The sequence below is a fragment of the Pedobacter sp. T50_32 genome (assembly GCF_057652195.1).
Map to the genome: position 1 here is coordinate 21,250 of NZ_JBYFBY010000012.1, position 19,888 is coordinate 41,137.

Here is a 19,888-nt window from a genome sequence, read left to right on the forward strand (position 1 = left end):
GTTCTGAATCTAATGCGGTATGGGTATTTCCAACTCATCGCCGATATGGCTAGTACCTTTTTTCATTCTAAGTTGATGTTTTCAATTGTATTCAAGAATACTTCGCAGTTTGTGTTGATACAAAAGGCACCAAAAAATCAAGGCTGCATAAAATCTTCCTAAAAACTGCTATTTGCGCCAACTATAGAAAGTGCAAGCAGCTTCGAAAAAGCAACCTAACTCTCGGAAAATCGCGTTGTAAAGGTTTCAACTTTTCGTTTTAGCTGATTTGCCATCTTTTCTTGCTGATAGATTTTTGCGATTTCGCTAAAAGCCTGTAGCACATACATCCCCTGCCTTACCTCAAAAATGAGGTTATCACGTTGTTCGTTATGAAGAGAAAGTATGTAGTCCAATTCTTGGTCAATAAAACGTGTTGTGTCTTCTATAATGCGGTTAGCCTCATGATGATTTTTGATGGCATATAAATTTTGAACCAATGAGATTTTGTTGAGGGTATCGGAAATTGAACTATTAGTAAGTGGCAACTTATTTATGCTCATTTTAATTACTTTGGCTGCCTGTTGCATCTGATTTTTCTGGATCAAATTTGTACTCAAGGTATTTGCAAAGCCCCAAGTAGCATATAATACTCTCCTACTTTCCGGATCTAAATACTTCGCATTTTTAAAGCCATCTAACTCAAATTTTTGGTAATGCTGATAGGCCAAAGCGTCATTTGTTCGTTCCGATTTATCGGTGTTTACATCCAATTTTGATGTTAAAGGCAAAAGTCGGTAAGCGAACCCTTCTTGATATAAGTATTTATCAAGACCTATGTAGGTATCTTCCGATAGATTTGCAGCGAAGTAAATTGGTCTTTTCCATTGGTTGTTGGCTATGATATCCAACATCATTAACTCCCCTTTAAAGATATGGTTCTTGTTAAATTTCCATTCCAATTTATCTGCAATGAATTGTCTTTCATTTGCCGAAACAGTATTCGAGGCAATTACCTCATCAGCATTAATGCTTAACTTTAGGTTTTGAGAAGGTAAAAAGTTTTCATAACTGCCATCATTCATTTGAATTTTATCATCGTTATGATCTGAGGTTAAAATAGCTAACAAATCTTTGAGTTCTACGCTATCCTGTAGTCCATAATCAAAATAAGAAAGGTAATCTCTCACCCCCTCTTTATATTTTTCTTTATTAATGGTAATGGGTAAGGCATCAGATTTGTACTGCGTTCGCTTCATCTGATCTATATAAGAAGCGGTAGATAAAAACTGTAAGTTCACTACCCTTACATCTGTTCTAATTCCCTCTACTTCCTGTACATACCAAAGTGGATAAGTATCATTATCGGCATTGGTAAATAGAATTGCATTTGGTTCGCAGCTATTGAGGTAATTTTTCGCCATATCTAAGGCCGTTGTTTTTCCCGTTCTATCGTGGTCATCCCAACCTTGCAAAGCCATTAAAACCGGAGCCGCTAATAAAGTGACAACAGTTGCCATGATCAGACTTGTTTTACTTGCAAATAGCTTTTGCAAATAATGTTTTAGAGCGAATACGCTGATGCCGATAAAGATGGCAAAAACATAAAAGGAACCTACATAAGCATAATCTCTTTCTCTTACCTGCAGCGGGTCTTGGTTAATGTATAGAATAATAGCAATACCCGTAAAGAAGAAAAGTGAACCTAAAATGAAAGTAGCTTTTTTATCCCTTTGGTAAAGGTAAATCAAACCTAAAACACCAAGTAGTAAAGGTAAGCCGTAAAAAGAATTACGACCAGCATTTTCGGTGATACTTGGTGGCAACTGGTTCTGATTTCCCAATCGTAAGGCATCAATCGGTTTTATTCCGGTAGTCCAGTTACCTTCAGTAATAGAACCTTGCCCTTGTGTATCATTTTGTCTGCCAGAGAAGTTCCACAAAAAATATCGCCAGTACATAAAACCAAGCTGGTAGGAATTGAAAAAACTCAGGTTATTCCAAAAAGTTGGAGTTTGATCTGGTGCTAAACCCATCCAATTTTGATAAAATTTAACGTGGTTTGGTTTGTTGCTATAAATCCTTGGGAAAAAGGTATTCTTATCGTAAACATAGCTGTATTGCTTTCCTGAGACTTCGTAAGAATTGGCTTCACGTCGGTACGAAGTGCCTTTTTCTTTAACATCAACTGGTTTAGAATTGAAGAACTGACCATACAACAAAGGCTTTTCTTCATATTGCGTTCTACTTAAATAAGCATATAATGATATTGGTGTATCTGGACTAGAAAGATTGATATTTGGTTGTGCGTTAGCTCTAATGATGATCATGAAATATGAACTAAAGCCAAACAAAACTAAGATGGTGGATAGCAATGCCAAGTTAAGCTTGTATAATCCTTTTTTAATGCTGTAATGCACCGCAAAGGCCAAAGCAGCCACCACGACAAGCAGAAATATAAGCGCCCCATTACCAAAACCCATTTTTAATGAATTTACCGACCATAAATCTACCTTAGCGGCAAATAGCACTACATACTGAATGATACCAATTTGCACAACACCTAATATCAAACAGCCTATCAGAAATGCTTTAACCGCCCCAAAAAAAGTGGCTTCTTTAACTTTCTTAAAGTAGTACAACAAACTGATAGAAGGAATTATAAGAAGGCTTAAAAGGTGCATTCCAATAGAAAGCCCTATCATAAAAGCAATGAACAATAACCATTTATCGTTCATGTGGCTTTCCCACTTTAAAGCGGCCCAAAATACAATAGCCGTACATAAGGTAGAAATGGCATAAACTTCTGCCTCTACTGCCGAAAACCAAAAAGTATCAGAGAAAGTATAAGCTAGTGCACCTACTGTACCTGCGGCAATAACGGTGAACAACTGAATTCCGGTCATTTTGCCATTTTCAAGCTTAATTAACTTCAGTGCTATCGCGTTGATAGTCCAAAAGAGGAACATAATGGTGGCTGCGCTAGCAATCACCGAAACAAAATTGACCCAATAGGCAACTTTAGTCAAATCAGTACCCGCTAGCAGCGAGAACAATTTTCCTATCATTAGAAATAGTGGCGCACCCGGTTGATGCCCTACCTCCATCTTAAAGGCAGCAGCAATAAATTCGCCACAGTCCCAAAAACTCATTGTTGGCTCCATGCACAACCAATATACTGCCGTAGCGAAGATAAAAATTACAAATCCGGTGAGGTTGTTGATGCGTTTATATTTTTCCATGTTTGTTTTAGCTTAAGACAAAGCTAATTTCTGGAGCTAGGCGAAGTTGTTAAAGGCTTGTTAAAAAATGTTAAATAACTGTAGGACTGCAAATTCCAATTATCTAATTTTTAAACTTTATTACACTGCGTTAAGCTTCCCTGTTATCGCGGCACCAATCTATTTGATCTAGACTAACAAACAAAAGAACAAGTATTAACTAAGTATATATTTGATTTACTTGCGATACTCCATATATTTAACAGATGTATCGCGATAACATAATAGTCTACAGAAAAAATTAATAACTCTTCACTATCAGCTAGCTCAAGCAAATGAAAAAACACCTTAAATACATTGAAGGTAATTCTGACAAATTTTGGCAAATAACAGTACAAGGAAAAAGCTTTACCGTTACCTATGGTAAAAACGGCACGGCTGGCACATCGCAAACGAAAGAATTTGCTGATGAGGAAGAATGCCTAAAGGCAGCAGAAAAACTATATAACGAAAAGGTAAAAAAGGGTTACTCTGAAAGTGGCGAAGTGGTCACTACGGAAACCGTTTCGAAAAAAAACAATAATGAAAAGGCTACGAATAAACAAGAGATACTCGATGGTTATGACCACATCTTAAAGGCCAGAAGTATAAATAAGCTTTTACCATTTCTACAAACTTACGCTAAAGGAAACGCAGAACTGCTCAAAAAACACGTCAAAGCTCGCAAGCGCTTTTACATGACTTATGTAGATTTGAGCAAGGAGCCTGAATATCAAAAAAATCAATACCAATGGGGTACCCGTGGCGACGATAAGCAAAAGGACATTCTCACACTTAGTGCAATAGCCATATTTAACAAAACTGATTTATTAACTTGGGAAGAAGTATTTGACCAGCTGACGAAAGCAAAGCAGCCCGAAGTGCTTGAGATTTTGCAATGGGCAAAGCCAACCTGGATTGTAGAGTTTTTATTAGATCGTTTAAGGAAAAACGAATGGCGTAATATGCCTTATTTAACCTTGCGTTTTTTGGAAGATGAGCAACTGATTGAACACAGTCCTGAGCTTTACGCTAGAAGTATAAGCCAATTTAACCACTGGTCTGGCAACATGAAAATGCCCGCATACATAGACTTTATTGTAAATGACCAACTAGCTTACCAACGTGATGTGCCCATGGTTTTTGATTACGAAACTAATTTGCACAATCAGCATTTTAGAGTAGACGAGAATGCACCATACGATCAATATTACACATGGGATTTGATCTTTAAGCAATTACTGGAAAGTAAAAAGCTATCTCGAGAACATTTCATCACACAAAGCATTTTACTACAAACCAAAGAATGGAACAATAACCTTAAGTCTTTTTTCAGGAAGAGGCTAGCTGATTTAGCCATTACACCAGAAGAGTTATTGCCCAACCAAGAACAACTATTTAGTTGCTTGCAATACCCCTATCCTCCTGTTGTAAACTGGGCTACAGATTATTTGAAGAAAATGTATGAGCATTCAGATTTTGATGTGGCTTCATTTTTAGATTGGTTAGGTCCTTTGATGATGAGTAGCGACCATAAAAGCAGTATTAAAAGCTTGATACTTATCGTAGAAAAACTAGCAAAAAAACATCCAGAATTGGCACCAAAAATTGCTTCATTAATAGCAGATATATACACCATACCCGACTTAAACCTACAAGAAAGAGCCACCAAAGCTTTATTAAAAATAGCATCAACAGCGGATGAAGAATTGACTGATAAACTCTCGGCTTACGCAGGGCTGATGTTGGGAAATAACCAAAACCTTCTTGCAGCTTATTTACAGTCAGTAACGCTAACAGAAGAAGCACAAGAAAGTAATGTTCCATATCAGTACGACCCACAAAACGTAAATATTTTAACCGAACCAATAGCATCTCCTCAAAATTGGAATGAGGTTTTGTTCTTGTTCGGAAAATTTATTAGCTCTGATGAAGTTGCAGATACAGAACTGTTAATCAACACCCTAATTACACAGCGTGATTTATTTCCGGCAGATTACGAAAAACAATTAGCGCCTTATTTACAACAGCTAGAAAAAAAATATTTCGACAGCATACACAAAGCATATACCTCAAGTTTCTTAAGACAAAAGATTGCCGATTACCATGCTCGATTTAGGGTTAACGTGAGTACTTATCATAAAATCAAAACCTTATTAACAATTAGGCCTATTTTATATTCGGCGCAAATTTTAATCGATAATAATTTAAATCAGCCATTATTATGTTTCCCTACGCATTTACCGTATTGGGTGGCGCCTAAAGTTTTATTAGAACGCTTAATTAACCGTGTGAAATTAGGCATTGCAATAGATAAATTAGATCTCAGCATTGCCATTAGCCGCATGCCTAGGGAGCAAACAGCAGAGGCTTTGCCCTTACTAGAACAACTAACAGGCGACTTAAAAGATTTGATGGCATTTTGTTTGGGAGCTAACAAAGAAATTAAGCTAAAGCCCCAAAGTCTTTTCAAAAAACTACTTGGCAAAGTAAGTGGTCAGGATAAGGAAAATATAGATGGAATTTGGGCACAAGCAGCACGCACATATTATCCTCAAGAAACTTTTGAGGAATTTCATCATAGCTACCTAAAAGATATTCCGTTTGTAATTAAACCCCACCGACCAAAAATTACAATAATTGAGCGCTGGAACGAATATCAAAACTATATGACCAAACAGATGGAACGTAGTGATACTTGGCAAGAACTCAGCTATGAAGATACTCCATTTGTTGCCGCTCCCGACTATTTTCTATATGGACACGACCTTACCGGGAAGAAAAACACTTGGAACTATTTTTTAGAAAGTGAAGGAAACGTAGCGTATTGGCATAGTTTAATGCCACAAAACAATGATCCATTAGCTTGGTATCTACTGCGTTCGTCGTGCATTACGGCAAGCGGCGGTGCTGGCAACGATATGAGAGGTTTTCTAAACATTGTGAACAGCCCTAATTTTAGGTTCTCAGAATTATCGCTACTTACTTTTGCTTGTATCTGCTTTCAGGAAAAGAAAGAAATACGACTAATGGCTTCGGAAATATTAATTAATTTGGTTGAAGCACAATACATAGACATCTCGGCTTTCGCCAAGAAAATTGCGTTTTTGGTGTATCATAAGTATGGGCCGTTTTCTCGTATGGTTGAAAGTACCGAGGCCCTGAAAGATTTTTCTGGCTCGCACCAAATGGCATATTTACAAATGGTAGAAGGAATTTTGGAACACCTTAAAGTAGGCGATAAACTACCTACTAACTTTAAGAAAATGGTAGAACATTATGTAGATGTACTTTATAAAACCAAACAACAACCGGCTGCGCAAACCGTTGCTTTTTTTGAACATTGGAAAGACAACAGCTCGTTAAAAAATCTCATTAAACAAATTTTAGCCTAAAGAAATGACAGACCTACAATATAGCTATCCAAGCATATCAACCTATACCAAAAACAGTGGCATTAATAGCTTAGTGTTAGCGCACCAAACCGAAATTGAAACGGTTAATAACATTCCCTGTTTTTTCTGGGGAAACCTGACCGATCCTTACCTTACCGCAAAATGCTGGGGTACAATTGCTAAAGTGGTACGCAGCAGCTTCGGGCCTATTCCACCAAGTTTACGTGATCCCATTGTTTCTGCTGGAAGTGCAAAAATTAGGTTCGAAGGTTTTTCTTCGTGCAATGGCGTGTATGTGCGTTTAGATATGAAACCGGAAGCTATAGATGGCGAGTTTATTGCTAACGGCACTACCAATGTAGATTTTAATGAGCCTATGTTAAATGCCTTGAACGCGATACAAAAAAACGAGAGAGTAACCTTGTCTGTTGGGCAAAAGGATTTGCAGGTAATTACCAGCAAAACGAAAGTGGTAGAGAAAAAAGTGAGTTTACCCAATCGTTGGATCAAAGGACTTACCAGTGTGCAGCTTTATTTGGCCGATATGGATCTTAAGTTTCAACTGAGTAAAATTCAAACCATTCAATTATTTCAAGGCTTGCCAAAGGGAAACGTAAAAAGCGATTTCTTTGTAAGTAGCAGAGCTGGAAGGTTTACCTTTTCTACATTGGCCACTGCCGATGCGGTTAGAATTGGCGGCATACACAGGCTACGTCTGTTAGAGGGCCTCCTTCCATTGGTTGATCAGTTATTTATTTACGAGTCTGCTGATAAACAAACTGCAGCTTTTGTTTGTGAGTTTGGTAAAATGCAGTTATTAATGGCTTTTTCTCCTGATGCCTATCGCGGATTTTCGGGCGAAGGAAAAGCGTTGGAACAACTTACCGAAAAATTACCTGTAGAGTGGATTTATGGATTAAACGGGTTGTTAAAAGCCAACGAAACCTTTGATCCTACGCTATTGTCGATAGATCACGATATTGACTTTGGTACCATGGAACAACTGAGCTCTAGTTTATCATCCATTGGTTTATTGGGTTACGATGTGATGGATCGCCAACATTTTTATAGACAGTTGCCTTTTAAAACAGAACGGATTTTAAGTTTAAACCCTAGACTTAAAAATGCGAAAAAGCTACTGGCAGATCAGGATGTGAAAGTGTTGAGGAAAGAAATTAATTTAATAGAAGCCGAAGTAAGAGGTACAAATGTTAGCCATAAGGTTTTAATTACAAACGAAAGTCAGCAGTGCACTTGCGAATGGTTTACCACTTACCAAGGCAAAAGAGGGATATGCAAACATATTTTAGCGGTAAAAATGCTAGAAAGCGCAAATTCTTAAGCCACTTTATATCCTTGTACCAGTTGCATTTACATTAAGCTTTGTAAGAGGAAACCTATTTAATAAGCACTAAAATTGTTGCCAATACGCTAATTATTAGATAAGATAAAAAATAGAGTACCATCCTACCAAGATAAGGTATCTTTGTTTATAGTAAGAGGAGAGAATTTAAGAACTAAATTATCTGAAAAAACGGTAAAGCTTAAGCCATTTTGATATGTGGAACAACATTGTCTTCAAAAACATCCAATTTAGTAATACAAAATTAACACTAATATTAATACTCATCTCAATAGTAGCCATTGCGTTATATCAGCAGCCTACCGTGTATCAGCAATATCGTTTGCAAGCAGTGATGTTAGCTTTCATCCTATTTTGGGCGACGCTTCTAGTCAGTATGTTTTTAGGATTTGAGTTTAAAGTTAATAAATTTGAGGCTACCTTGATACTTACTGCAAATATCTTAGCAGTGTCCACTATACTAAGATATGAAAATGGAAGTGATATCGATATGATAGAAGGTATTGCCTATAGTTGTATTCTTTACTTCCCCTTAAAATCAGCGATAGCAAAATTGGGACAGCAACTAAATTCAAACCAGCTTGCTTTATTAATAATCTCTCTTTTAACTGCAATCATAATTAAAGCCTTTTTATTTCTAAATGATTGGAATAACATTACTGGGGGGCTTTTTAATTCAACTTACTTTTCCAATTACCTAGCACTTTTTGTTCCATTATTGTTTTATGTAAGCAAGAACAAACATAACCATCCATTTTTAAAAAATTATCTATTGGTGCTTATTGCTTTGATAACGTTAGTATGCATTATGAATAATGCTAGAGCTAGTCTTTGTGCCATTTTTATATATTTTATCTTTCACGTTCCTTATCTACGAGTTAAGAACTTGTTTTTTTTCCTCCCTATTGCTTTGTTCGCACTTTCAGTTTTCGTCTATGGTTTTTTTGTTAAACTAGGCTCAATAAAAGGACGGTTATATATATGGAAAAATTGTATTGGTCTCATTAAAGAAAAAGTGTTCGGAATTGGAATTGGAAATTTTAAATCTGATTACACGTTGTATCAATCACAGTTATTAGCTAAGAACTCTACTGAAGAAACATTTCTTTTGAGTGACGTGAATGATTATGCATTCAATGATTTACTTCAATTCACCATTGAAGGTGGGGTTATAATACTACTACCGATACTATATTTAGCCTATTTATTATTTAAAACTAAAAATCGCTTATTGATCTCTTTTGCGGCTCTCGTTTTTATAGTGAGTTCCAGTTCCTATGTACTACATACATTTCCAACCTTAGCTGTAGTTACATTTAGTTTTATCGTCTTTACCAAAAATCTACCTAACCGCCCCGTGCGCTTAAAGTTTGCACCAATATTATTGAATTTTTGTGCATTAATTTGGTTGAGTATAATTTTTCTTAGTTACCGAAATCCTAATACCAAATCGGAGCTACTTTTATCGTATCAAAAGCTTGACAGTAAGTTATTGTATGATAAAGCGTTTATAGCTTTTGATAAAAAAGCATATTCAAAAGCTATTGATTTGTTAAACAATTCGGGAATGGACAATTTTGATATCGACGCCAACCTACTGTTAGCCTTTGCTTATCAGCAAATTGGAAAAACACATCTTACAGAGATTCATTTGTTAAAAGCCAATACCATATTACCAAGAATGTTCAAACCTAAATATTATCTACTGAGATATTACCTTGACGAGAAAGACTTATCCAAAGCAAAAAGAATAGCTGTCGATATACTTAATACACCTATAAAAATATCCTCTAAGGAAATTATAGAACTTAAAGATAGGGCGAAAGGCGTGCTACTGATAGAAGAGCTTTAAAGCAGAATAAAATAATTTGTTCGATATGTCTTAAATTGTTAACTTAGCTAAACAACAAATTAAGATTTCAATGAACCTAAAAAGAACGCTTTCTATTAAATTATTCTTAATTATACCAATTGTGTTTTTATTCCTAATTTCCTGTAAGAAAGATGTTATAGAGGAACAGGAAGAAATGAAGATTTCAACGAAAGATGCATTCGGTCTTAAAAAAATGGCAACCACTTGTAGTGGCACAGAAACTGTTTATGACCATATTTTAATAACCTTTGATCCATTTGTGGCGACTTTATTTACAACGTATGAATGTGACGGTATTTGGATCTTTGGAAAGGATAGGACAATTGATTGGCCCGAATTGCAGGGTGATCCAGATCCAAATGATACTCCTCCGCCCCCAACAGGTTCTACTATGTACGGTATTTGCTCTAGCGTAATACCTTTTGACGTTAATAATATTATACACTACAATCCTAACACTAGCTTTGCGCAACGAGAGGTTATTCGACAACTTTATGACGCTGTAAATAATTATAGTGAAAATGATTACGATGGAACTTACGTATTGGCCGATTTGGACATGTACGGTTATGGTTCAAGACGCAAATTAGTAAGCGCAACATTTGGTTATCTTTGTAGTTCGTTTTTAGGGACAAGTAAATTTACAAATATGGTAATGAATGTGCCAGCCGGCTTTGCAGCCTATGAATCATGCAATGAAATCCCTTATAAAAACGCGTGTTATGCTGGAGCAAGCTATACTTCTAGCCAACAAATGTCAATGGAAGTAGCATTTGCATATTTCCTAAATGAAATTGCAGCTTATAGACTTTAGAGCATATAAAATTTTAAGAGAAGACGGTTTTCACAGAGTATGCGAAGATAGCAAAACTCAATAGATACGGCGAACTCACGATCATCTCATGTGGAAAGTTTAGCGGTTTTCGTCCATGAGTGACATCGTAAACTCATAAATAGTCCCGCTACTGTAACCGTCTTTAATAACAACAAAATCACACTCTAATTCTGATCCCATCTTTAGTTTAGAGATAACCAGACTTTTATTATAATCGCTAAAGAAAAAACCAGCATGTTCAGCTAGGAAACTCTGATAAAATCGTTCTGCTTTGTTTTTATCCAAAAGGTACTGCCAATCTTTGGATAGTTGCTTAATAAGAAAGCTATATTTATTGTTAATGTTTCTCCAATCGTATAGTTCCATGAATATCTATCTTTTAAAAAATAAATGGTATTGATAAAAATTAAAGAAGCCAACATATATCCCGTAGAGCTTCAGAGGCAATCATTGCCTATCTCGTAACTTTTTATCAAATAAATCTTCATAAGCTATCATTAACTTTTGCGCAGTGGCTTCAAATTTCTCAATTATGGCCATACAATAAGTCTTAGTGTTTTTAACAAGCTTATTTAAAGACTCAATATCACTTATTGCTTTATGAATTTTCTTATGATAATAAAAAAACTCTTTCTCATCCATTATTAAATCTAATGAACTTCTATGTCGAGTTTCAAATTCTAATACGGATAAGAAATATGTTATTATTTCATTCAAATCATCAGGATCGCCTTTTGCAAAACAATTTTCATAAAACTTTCTTCTTACGTTAAGCCAAGTCGTTAATTCGCGATTAGGCGGTTGCTTTCGTAACTTCATATCTACGTCACCTGTTGCTTCGAATGCTTCGTTTAAGCTAAGATTTAATTTATCCATTATTCTCATGGCTTCAACTGGAAAGCTTGCCACAATCGGAAACATTTTTTCTTGCTCAATTTTAATGGTTGATAAGGAATGATACAATTTATCAAAAGCCCCTATTCGCTTGTTTCTTCCCCAAAGCCTAATATTTTCGAAACCGACAAAAAAAGCTTTAAAACTATTGTTGTAGGAGATATCATTAAAATGACCTAACGCAGAACATGGTTGCACATGCGCATTGAAATTTGGACTACCTTTGGTTGTAACTAGTCTCTCAAAATTTCTTAAACTTTCAGCTTGCTCAATCAAATAGCCTTGGAAAATAAAGTAATTTCTTCGAACAATTTCTCTTACGGCTTTTCTTTCCCTATATCTCGCTACCCCTTTAATTGTTTCATTAATTACAATACCTAGGCAAAAAACAGTCAACGATACAATAATAGTTGCGGTAGGTGTCTTTTCAATTCCTAGGTATTTGGATAGCCAGTTAATAAATTCACTCATAACATAATTTTAGTTTTAATGTTTTCAGCAAAAAATTTCAGCGCCCTATATTGATTTTCTGGCAGCACCGTGCCTGACATCTCTTTGATATTAACAATGGCCTTGTCTAAAGTATTGCTAGGAAATAGCATTTCAGTACTTCGACCACTCAAAGCCCCAACTTTATCTTCTGTTTCATACATATAAAAGTTGCTAGCTATAAAACTTAAAACTTGAGGATTAGAGATATTATTATTTAGCTGCTCCAAATATAAATCAGGAAGATGACAAGCAAGTGAATGAATGAAATGTTGCTCAATCCAATCTGCCATTCCTTCTCTGATCTTCAAAAAATAAAAGCCATGTTGGCTGTTCAAATAATCTATGAAATATTTAGTCAGAGGAGTTAAATGGAGCATAATTTGACCTTTATCATCATGGTTAGGTGATGGTATTTGTTTTAATAAAATAAAATGGGTGATAATCATTTTTATTTTATTAGAGTCACTAGACGTCATCATTAGATTTCTGACAGCCTCCCTTGAGCTCTCATAAGTATCTGAAAACAAATTTATAAACTTGAAATACACATCAATGATTAAAGCTTTAAAATCAGCTGGTATTTTATAGGCGAGGCTTTCCCAAAAACCAGTGTATTTACGAAAAATACCTAGATCATTTAACAATAACTTTTGCTCCTCATTCATACTCTTAACTTTCTGCAAGAAGTTCATCATTTTACCTTCACGATAAATTTGCCTCATAATAGACTGCTTATCCGATTCCTCAGCAAAGAAACTGGAAAAGGTTTCTTCAGAAATATCAGAATGCGGTATACTCAAGGAAAAGTATCTCTCAAAATATGATCTATTCCGAAGTCTTTTGTCTGAAATTGACTCGGCTTTGTTTTTTTGTGCTAAAAATAAAAAGTTCAATATAGCGTTAGTGGTTTCATTCCTATATTTACTTAGGAAGCTTTCATCAATGTCGATAGACATCCATATTTGCTTTCTATTGATAAGTGGCACGTCGACATAAAGATCATTATATGCCTTATTGTCGAAAGTTCTAATTGCTTCGACCAATAGAAAATCTTTTAGATCAATATCTGCACCGATATTTGGCAAGCTGAATACGAGATTATTAAAGTATCTGTTTATACTTCGAATGGATTTAAAATATTCGTTAAATCCGTACAGTTTCCAAATTGACATTAACTCGGGCAGGTTAATATCTATATTCAACTGAGCAGTAATTATTTCTAGTCTCTCAAAGAATATATCACGCAATTGGTCTTTTAAAATCGCCGGGATAGCAAAATCAATTTGTATAATTTTTTCTAAATATTTCTCTCCATCAAAATTATATTCATTTGCTAGCGCATTTATAACCACTTCCTTGTCATATGCAATAACAAAAACAGTATTTAATAGATTAAAATTAACTTTCAAGACTTTAAACAAAGTCGTTATTTCCTTTGGAGTTAGCCTATCTAAGTCATCAATTAATATAAATAACTTGACGGAATTTTCATCAAGTAAAGCATTAACTTCTTTCTTAATATCCTCTAAGGTGATTTCTGTGTTTAAATACTCATCAAGCCCTTCATACAAATTTTTTACTACTGGGTGTATATTCTTTAAGAATTGTGTTTTTTTGAGATATTTTAAATATTCTTTAATCTTTGAATCAGCTTTTCGAACTTCACTTTTAAAGCCAAACTCACTTACTGTTTGTAATATTTTTTCAAGAAATTTTCGTTCTATATCGTCTTCTCCAGAGTTGCCCCAAGAATTAAATCTAAGAACTTTGAACTTACTATTATTTTTACTGTACTGTTCAATTATTTCATTATTAATATACTCTAAAAGCGTAGATTTCCCGCACCCCCAACTACCAGATATTCCCACAACTATTCCGTCGTGTTTATCGTGAAAAGACTGTTGTAGACTATAGACTATTTGCTTTGCGAACCTCTTTCTACCTAATAAATCTTGAGAAGTTTTTGAATCTGTAACTAGCATAGACTAATATTTAAACACCTCTCCCCTATGCCACTCCAAAGCTTCCCGTGCTGGGTAGTGGTTTTGTTGTTGAGGTAATATGATTTTTTTTTCCTTTCAGCGATACAAGCGCATAAGGATGGTCTTTATCTTCTGTTAAATGTTCAGATACTAAGATGCGGTAATTATCATCTATACTGAGCAAGCCACGATCAAAAGCACGGTGCATGTTGGGGCAAAGGGCAATGCCATTGGTAACGCTATCGTTTTGCGTGCGGCTAAAAGGCACAATGTGGCAGGCATCTGTAAAGCTATGTTTGTACATACTGCTGAGGCTCATGCCTGTGAAGCTGCATTGTTGTTGGTAGAGTTTGGGCACTAGGCGTTTAAACAGTCCATTGCGCACAAAAACATCTTCTTCGGTGTATTTACTAATGTGCTTTAATTTGGCTTGAGGTTCTTCGAGCAAATCGGAAGTTTGATCGTTAAGGTAGCCCTGTCCCTGCTGCTTGGCATTGAGCAGGTTATTTTTGGTTGCTGCGAAATAGGTATCTAGCAGAACTTGCCTTAAATAGGTTCGGCTTACGGCATCATTTAACAAGAGCCATAGCTCGGTAGCGAGGTAGCCATATTCGCAAACGCTGGCCAATACACTTACAGATTTGATGTGGGCATTGATTTGGCAGCCGGGCATAGGCTGTAAAAACCAATAGCCTTGGCCTTCTACCCTTTCGTTTTGTAGGTAGTAGAATGGTTGGGTAAAATCTTCTTGGAGTGCGGTGTTAACCAACAACAACCAGTTCTCTTTGAAAGTGCCTACCAGTTGGGCATCTACCAATACTCGGTTATCGGTTACGATGCCTTTTTCGATAAGTTCGATGAGGGTTAACAGCAAAATAGGTTTATGCGGTGCCGCACCGTATTTGGTACCACCTCGTTTGAGTTTGGCAAAAGCTTTAGCGTATGTGGAAAGCGTTGGGTTGAGCAAGTTAATTTTTGTTAGCAAAAACTAATATACAACCTGCGTACGACAAAAACAAAAGTATAAAACATGTCAAGTTGTGAAGACAACCTATAGTAATTAGCTAATAAAATACTGGTTTTCAAGTATTTCATCAACAATTCAATTACTATAATTTTGAGTAGTTAAGCATATGTAAATTAGTTATAACAGAATGATATGAAAAAGTTATTAGCGATAATTTTTTATTTCCCATTGATTTGCGCAGCTCAAAAACTAGAGCTGAATTTCAATGGAAAAACCTTCAAATTAGAAAATGGCAAAGCAACGGAATTAAAAGTGAGTGAGCCGACTAGCGCAGACCAAACATTCTTTTTAAATTTTAAAGTGGAGGATAATAATGATCAAAAGAAAATTGTCTATAAATTTCAGGACAGGAACGATGGCACAGCAAGTATAAACAAAGATTATGTTTATACAGACAATTCCTTAACTACTAAAACCATTGATAAGAATATTTCTGCTGCCTTTACCATAAGCGTAAGATTATTGGCAGACATCATTCCAGAAGTTGACGAATATATTAACTTGAGCGTATTTCAGGAAATTGATGGGGAGATCATTACCTACCCAATAAAGCTTGTGATTAGTGACGCTACCGACCCATCTAAAGCTAAAGCAGATACAGCCAAATGGGAACTTAGAATTGTAACAGGTAGTAACTTTGATTTTTTTGAAGCACCTACGTTTAAAAATTTTGCTGGCCAGATTAATCTTTTCGTTCCTAACATTTGGAACGATCTTAAACTTTTTAAATCAAAAACAAAATTGGGCTTCCAATTTGGAATTTATAATTTTAGATATTTCGAGGCAGATAGTAGTAAAGGCTATACAAGAAGAGAGAGGTATCTTGAAAAACCTAATATAAGTAGTTTAGAAGTAGGGTCTAAATATATAGAGGAAACATACGCCTTGGACACGAAGACCGATCAGAATTTATGGGGATGGTATTTAAACCCGATGATTGCGATAGATGAGTCAAATTGGTTCTCAGTTTACCTCAACCTACATCTGGAAGGTATGGTAAGAACCACAACAGTTAAGCCTACCAAAGCGAACCGTAGGATTGATACGTTGACGGTAACCCAAGCTGATATTACACAGAACATTACACTTAACAGAATACCCATCCAACAGCGTCAATATAGTAAAAACGTAAGCTATGAAAGTTATTTAGGTTTGGGGCTTCCGCTTAGGTTAAATGTAAAGGAAAAAAAATTTGCCTTTAACGCGGACCCGACCTTGGGCGCCGCATTTTTTGACAACACATTCAGCAAAACAGTAGTTGAAAATGGGATAATCAGGCAGCTTTTCACTACGAAGAGGAAAACCACACCATTTTTTCTTTTTAAGGGTCAGCTACTCACCAAAGTTGCTCCCGTTGATCTTGCATTGGGTTGGGAGTTGAGAAAGGTGATAAATTATGATACGTACTTAGCGATGTATCTGGGCGCAACACTATCCTTAGATAAATTGAAGAAATGATAATTTTACCTGATACAGTAAGTTAGTTTAATTTATTTAGCTCCTTCAGTTTTTCCTCAATAGGGGCAAAATAAACATCGTGGTCTATATGGGCACTGCTGGGTTGCGGGAAACGTTTAATTTTACCCTCGTCATTTAGCTCAAACCTCCCTATATCTTTACCATCTAGGTTGATATGAAAGTGCAATCCGCTCTTTGTGACAATCACATGCGCTAATTTCTCGTTAATCAGCACATCAACGATGATTTTTTCACCTTTATTAGGTGGCGAGCTAATGGAAATTGGAGCCTGTTGACTAGGCTCGTTACTGCTTTGCTCCGTTTTTATCACAGAACCTTTGTAAGCATCGTCGCTTAATGAATCATAACCTTGAGTACCTGTATTGTCTAACCCGTCTTGAGGAGAAGGTTGTCCGGTAATTTTATGAGTTGTATTTTCCATACTTTATGTTTTAGCTATCTGCTTAACAAATGAGCAGTAAATATGTTTAGTTGGGGTATTTGAGCGTTGTTTACTCGATGATTTGCTTCCCGAAGTGTCGGGATTAGTTTTGCAAACTCAACATTCTGCCCGGCGGTTTTAACCCGGGGCTAATGGGTGGGTTAATAGATCCTTCGCTGCACTCTGGATGACAGGGCGTAGAGCGTATAATTAAATACTACCGCATTAAGATCCCAGACTAAATCTGGGATGACGGCAATAGGAAAGGATGACGATAACATCATGAGGACAGATGATGAACGATGAGCAGATGATCGGTTTATTTCCCGAAGTGTCGGGATTTACGTTGTAGAGCCCTTCGGGGTTTAGCTTTGCAAACTCAACATTCAGCCCTGCGGTTTTAAACCGGGGCTAATGGGTGGTTAGCTCAACACTGGAAGTTCTACCAAAAAGATGGTGCCTATAATGTGATTAGGTTCATGCCATATCTTACCTCCGTGTGCCTCGATGAGTTGTTTGGCAACGGTTAGGCCAATACCATGGCTGGCCTCTCCCGCCGTACCAGTACGTCCAGTAGTTTCTTGAAGGATAAACAATTTCTCTGCAATTTCTGGAGGAATGCCAATGCCCTGATCTGCAACGCTAATTAAAGCGGTGTTTTCTTTGGCTTGTAGCTGTACAGTAACCATCCCTCCAATAGGACTAAATTTAATGGCATTATCTAACAGATTGCCCACTACCCGCCAAAGGTGTTCGGCATTTATCAATGCTTTTAGCGCCGATCCTTTTAACACCAATGACACTTGCTTTTCTTTAGCACGCGGGCGCAACTGCTCTACACAAAATTGCAACACTTGCAGTAGATCTTCTTCCTTACGCTCTACCTCCTGTTTAGCACCGGCATCGAGCATGTTTCCAACCAATGCTAAGCTTTGCTGGGAAGAACGAGATACGATCTGGAGCATTTTTCTCATCTCTTCTGACAAGTCTTCTTGTTCTAGTGTCATCTGCGAAAGCAATTGTATGGCCGAAAGAGGATTACGTAGGTCGTGTGCGGCAATGCGCACCATCCGCTTATTTTCTAGCCTGCTTTGCTCTAACACACGTAGCGCCTGTTCTAATCTGTTCACCTGTATGTTGCTACGTTTCAAGTTTTTCCACACCATCCATAAGATGATTCCGACTAATATCAATAGCAGCACTGCCGCCAGCAGATAGAATAACCTTAACTGACTGTCCCGTTTGCTGAGCTCCAAAGTATTTGACTGTGCCGCCAAACGGAATGAAGCCTCCATATCCGATCCAAGCGATTGGCCTTCTGTTATGGCTAGTGAATCGGCCTGCAATTGGTACCGCTTCCACAAGCCAAGCCCCAAAGCTGGATTTCCTTGCCGCTCTGCCAATTCTGCCTTAAGTCGCAACAATTCTAATTCTAGTTTTCTTTTGGCTCCATTCTCCGACTCAACTTGAGTAAGTCTTTTGGTTATTTGGTTCAAATGCTCCTCGGCCAGGTTTAAGCGTCCGCTTGCGAGATAAAGTTGTACCAATTTCTTTCTGGCCGTTAGGGCATCTTCTCTAGCATATCCCTTGCGATCGTTTAAAGCTACGCTCTGTAGTAGGTAGGGCTCTGCCGAAATGAGGTTGCCCATCTTTAAATAGGTTCCCCCAAGGTTACCATTAAACACTCCAAGTGCAGTTTCGATATAAGCAGCTCGATCTGGAAAGCGCAACCGACCCTTTTCAACATAGTTAATTCCTTGGCGATAAAAATAAAGGGCACTATCCACCCTACCAGCTTTCTCATAGCTTAGCGCAATATTGTTGTAGATAGATTGAGGTAAAACAAAACCAAGCTCGAAATCTACCAACTCGGAGCAAGTACGTTGCTCTGCAAGCGCCTGTTTAAAATACCCCACAGCCTGCAGGTATTGCTTTTGCCCGTAACGGATTAAACCTAGTCTGTTGGTAAAAACTGTCCATAAACAAGTGTCTAGCCGCTCTTTTGCTAAAGTTCGTCCGCGGTAATAATGTTCAAAAGCAGCGCTCCATTGTTTACGTCCACGCAGTACATCTCCCTGAGCGAACAAGGTATTAGAATAGGCTTCCGGGTAACGATCTTTGTAATCTTCTAGCATGAGCGCCATACTATCGGCATAGCGGCCTGCACGATCTAAATCTACTCGATAGTGCAAATAGAAATTATTTAGGAAGTTTAGTCTTTTCCAACGATCTATACTTCCCTGATTGGACATGCGCCCATAAGCAGAGTCTAAATAGGAAAGCGATTTAGAAAGTTCGCCAGCATTGAGGTAAGCATTGGCGCTGTCCAGAATAGTGTCCGAGACGGAAGATCTGCTTGCCATTTCGCTGTCGTGATTACGGCAAGCAAAAAACAACATTAAAAGGAAAGAAATGGATAAAGCAGGATAGCGAAGTATATAGATCGGCTTAGATGTGGGCATAAAATAGATGTTTTAGTGAGCTACAACTAATAAGAATGCAAATCGCCTGCCAAAATTTGCATGTATGGGATTAATTGGCCTTACAGGTCTATTGGGATTATGGTTGGTTCATTAGTTCATTGGTTTATTTGATAGTGTGATATAAGTCCTTGCCCTAACTTCCGAAAATACGGAATAGGTTATCGGGAATAGTTGGGATAAATTTTCGGAAGTGCGATGGGTACGGTTTGATTACTACCACTTTAAGACCCCCCAATCGAGTTGAGGATGACGTACTATGATGGTGGGTTTAGTTCCCGAAGCGTCGGGATTTACGTTGTAGAGCCCTTCGGGGTTTAGCCTTGCAAGCTGTAGATTTCGGTAAAAGTAACCACTCTATTTCGTTCCAAACTGACCAGCTCAACTAGTACTCAACTTTTTTTAGCA

The 19,888-nt window shown here is 37.0% G+C and carries 12 protein-coding genes; 5 read left to right on the top strand and 7 right to left on the bottom strand.

Annotation, left to right across the window (positions count from 1 at the left end; all coding sequences use genetic code 11):
* Positions 1 to 215 precede the first annotated feature (215 nt).
* Complete coding sequence (locus AC23ME_RS21000; RefSeq protein ID WP_487729688.1) at positions 216 to 3,221, bottom strand: glycosyltransferase family 117 protein; 3,006 nt, start codon at positions 3,219 to 3,221, stop codon at positions 216 to 218.
* Positions 3,222 to 3,535: 314 nt separating this feature from the next.
* On the opposite strand from AC23ME_RS21000, the gene AC23ME_RS21005 reads away from it, so the two are divergent.
* The 4 genes from AC23ME_RS21005 (at position 3,536) to AC23ME_RS21020 (ending at position 10,684) form a co-directional block, all read left to right on the top strand.
* Positions 3,536 to 6,634, top strand: coding sequence for a DUF6493 family protein (locus tag AC23ME_RS21005; RefSeq protein WP_487729689.1), 3,099 nt, complete (start codon positions 3,536 to 3,538; stop codon positions 6,632 to 6,634).
* A 4-nt stretch (positions 6,635 to 6,638) separates the two neighbouring features.
* A complete protein-coding gene (locus tag AC23ME_RS21010) occupies positions 6,639 to 7,976 on the top strand; it encodes an SWIM zinc finger family protein (protein ID WP_487729690.1) in 1,338 nt (445 codons plus the stop codon).
* Between the two features lie 217 nt (positions 7,977 to 8,193).
* Positions 8,194 to 9,849 (top strand): O-antigen ligase family protein, encoded by a 1,656-nt coding sequence (locus tag AC23ME_RS21015; protein WP_487729691.1) that lies wholly within the window; start codon positions 8,194 to 8,196, stop codon positions 9,847 to 9,849.
* A 70-nt stretch (positions 9,850 to 9,919) separates the two neighbouring features.
* On the top strand, positions 9,920 to 10,684 hold the full coding sequence (locus AC23ME_RS21020) for a hypothetical protein (protein ID WP_487729692.1): 765 nt from the start codon (positions 9,920 to 9,922) through the stop codon (positions 10,682 to 10,684).
* Positions 10,685 to 10,783: 99 nt separating this feature from the next.
* Here AC23ME_RS21020 and AC23ME_RS21025 read toward each other — a convergent pair whose 3' ends face one another.
* From AC23ME_RS21025 to AC23ME_RS21040, 4 genes are all read right to left on the bottom strand, one after another.
* A complete protein-coding gene (locus AC23ME_RS21025; protein WP_487729693.1) occupies positions 10,784 to 11,071 on the bottom strand; it encodes a hypothetical protein in 288 nt (95 codons plus the stop codon).
* A gap of 81 nt (positions 11,072 to 11,152) precedes the next feature.
* Entirely contained in the window at positions 11,153 to 12,070 is a 918-nt protein-coding gene (locus AC23ME_RS21030) for a hypothetical protein (RefSeq protein ID WP_487729694.1), read from the bottom strand.
* Complete coding sequence (locus AC23ME_RS21035) at positions 12,067 to 14,073, bottom strand: KAP family P-loop NTPase fold protein (RefSeq protein ID WP_487729695.1); 2,007 nt, start codon at positions 14,071 to 14,073, stop codon at positions 12,067 to 12,069. Before AC23ME_RS21035 ends, AC23ME_RS21030 begins: the two co-directional genes overlap by 4 nt.
* 25 nt (positions 14,074 to 14,098) lie before the next feature.
* Positions 14,099 to 15,040: an HNH endonuclease gene (locus AC23ME_RS21040; protein WP_487729696.1), complete on the bottom strand. Its 942-nt coding sequence runs from the start codon at positions 15,038 to 15,040 to the stop codon at positions 14,099 to 14,101.
* A 192-nt stretch (positions 15,041 to 15,232) separates the two neighbouring features.
* On the opposite strand from AC23ME_RS21040, the gene AC23ME_RS21045 reads away from it, so the two are divergent.
* Positions 15,233 to 16,558: a hypothetical protein gene (locus tag AC23ME_RS21045; RefSeq protein WP_487729697.1), complete on the top strand. Its 1,326-nt coding sequence runs from the start codon at positions 15,233 to 15,235 to the stop codon at positions 16,556 to 16,558.
* Between the two features lie 22 nt (positions 16,559 to 16,580).
* Here the strand turns inward: AC23ME_RS21045 and AC23ME_RS21050 are convergent, their stop codons facing one another.
* Both AC23ME_RS21050 and AC23ME_RS21055 read right to left on the bottom strand, forming a co-directional pair.
* Positions 16,581 to 17,000, bottom strand: a complete 420-nt coding sequence (locus AC23ME_RS21050) for a hypothetical protein (protein WP_487729698.1) — start codon at positions 16,998 to 17,000, stop codon at positions 16,581 to 16,583.
* A 422-nt stretch (positions 17,001 to 17,422) separates the two neighbouring features.
* Complete coding sequence (locus AC23ME_RS21055; RefSeq protein ID WP_487729699.1) at positions 17,423 to 19,462, bottom strand: sensor histidine kinase; 2,040 nt, start codon at positions 19,460 to 19,462, stop codon at positions 17,423 to 17,425.
* Between the last annotated feature and the right edge of the window lie 426 nt (positions 19,463 to 19,888).

What these genes read in the sequence shown, in the direction of transcription:
- AC23ME_RS21005 (WP_487729689.1), top strand. Translation starts at nt 3,536, where the DNA reads ATGAAAAAACACCTTAAATACATTGAAGGTAATTCTGACAAATTTTGG.
- AC23ME_RS21035 (WP_487729695.1), bottom strand. Translation starts at nt 14,073, where the DNA reads ATGCTAGTTACAGATTCAAAAACTTCTCAAGATTTATTAGGTAGAAAG.
- AC23ME_RS21020 (WP_487729692.1), top strand. Translation starts at nt 9,920, where the DNA reads ATGAACCTAAAAAGAACGCTTTCTATTAAATTATTCTTAATTATACCA.
- AC23ME_RS21055 (WP_487729699.1), bottom strand. Translation starts at nt 19,462, where the DNA reads ATGCCCACATCTAAGCCGATCTATATACTTCGCTATCCTGCTTTATCC.
- AC23ME_RS21050 (WP_487729698.1), bottom strand. Translation starts at nt 17,000, where the DNA reads ATGGAAAATACAACTCATAAAATTACCGGACAACCTTCTCCTCAAGAC.
- AC23ME_RS21045 (WP_487729697.1), top strand. Translation starts at nt 15,233, where the DNA reads ATGAAAAAGTTATTAGCGATAATTTTTTATTTCCCATTGATTTGCGCA.
- AC23ME_RS21015 (WP_487729691.1), top strand. Translation starts at nt 8,194, where the DNA reads ATGTGGAACAACATTGTCTTCAAAAACATCCAATTTAGTAATACAAAA.
- AC23ME_RS21025 (WP_487729693.1), bottom strand. Translation starts at nt 11,071, where the DNA reads ATGGAACTATACGATTGGAGAAACATTAACAATAAATATAGCTTTCTT.
- AC23ME_RS21000 (WP_487729688.1), bottom strand. Translation starts at nt 3,221, where the DNA reads ATGGAAAAATATAAACGCATCAACAACCTCACCGGATTTGTAATTTTT.
- AC23ME_RS21010 (WP_487729690.1), top strand. Translation starts at nt 6,639, where the DNA reads ATGACAGACCTACAATATAGCTATCCAAGCATATCAACCTATACCAAA.
- AC23ME_RS21030 (WP_487729694.1), bottom strand. Translation starts at nt 12,070, where the DNA reads ATGAGTGAATTTATTAACTGGCTATCCAAATACCTAGGAATTGAAAAG.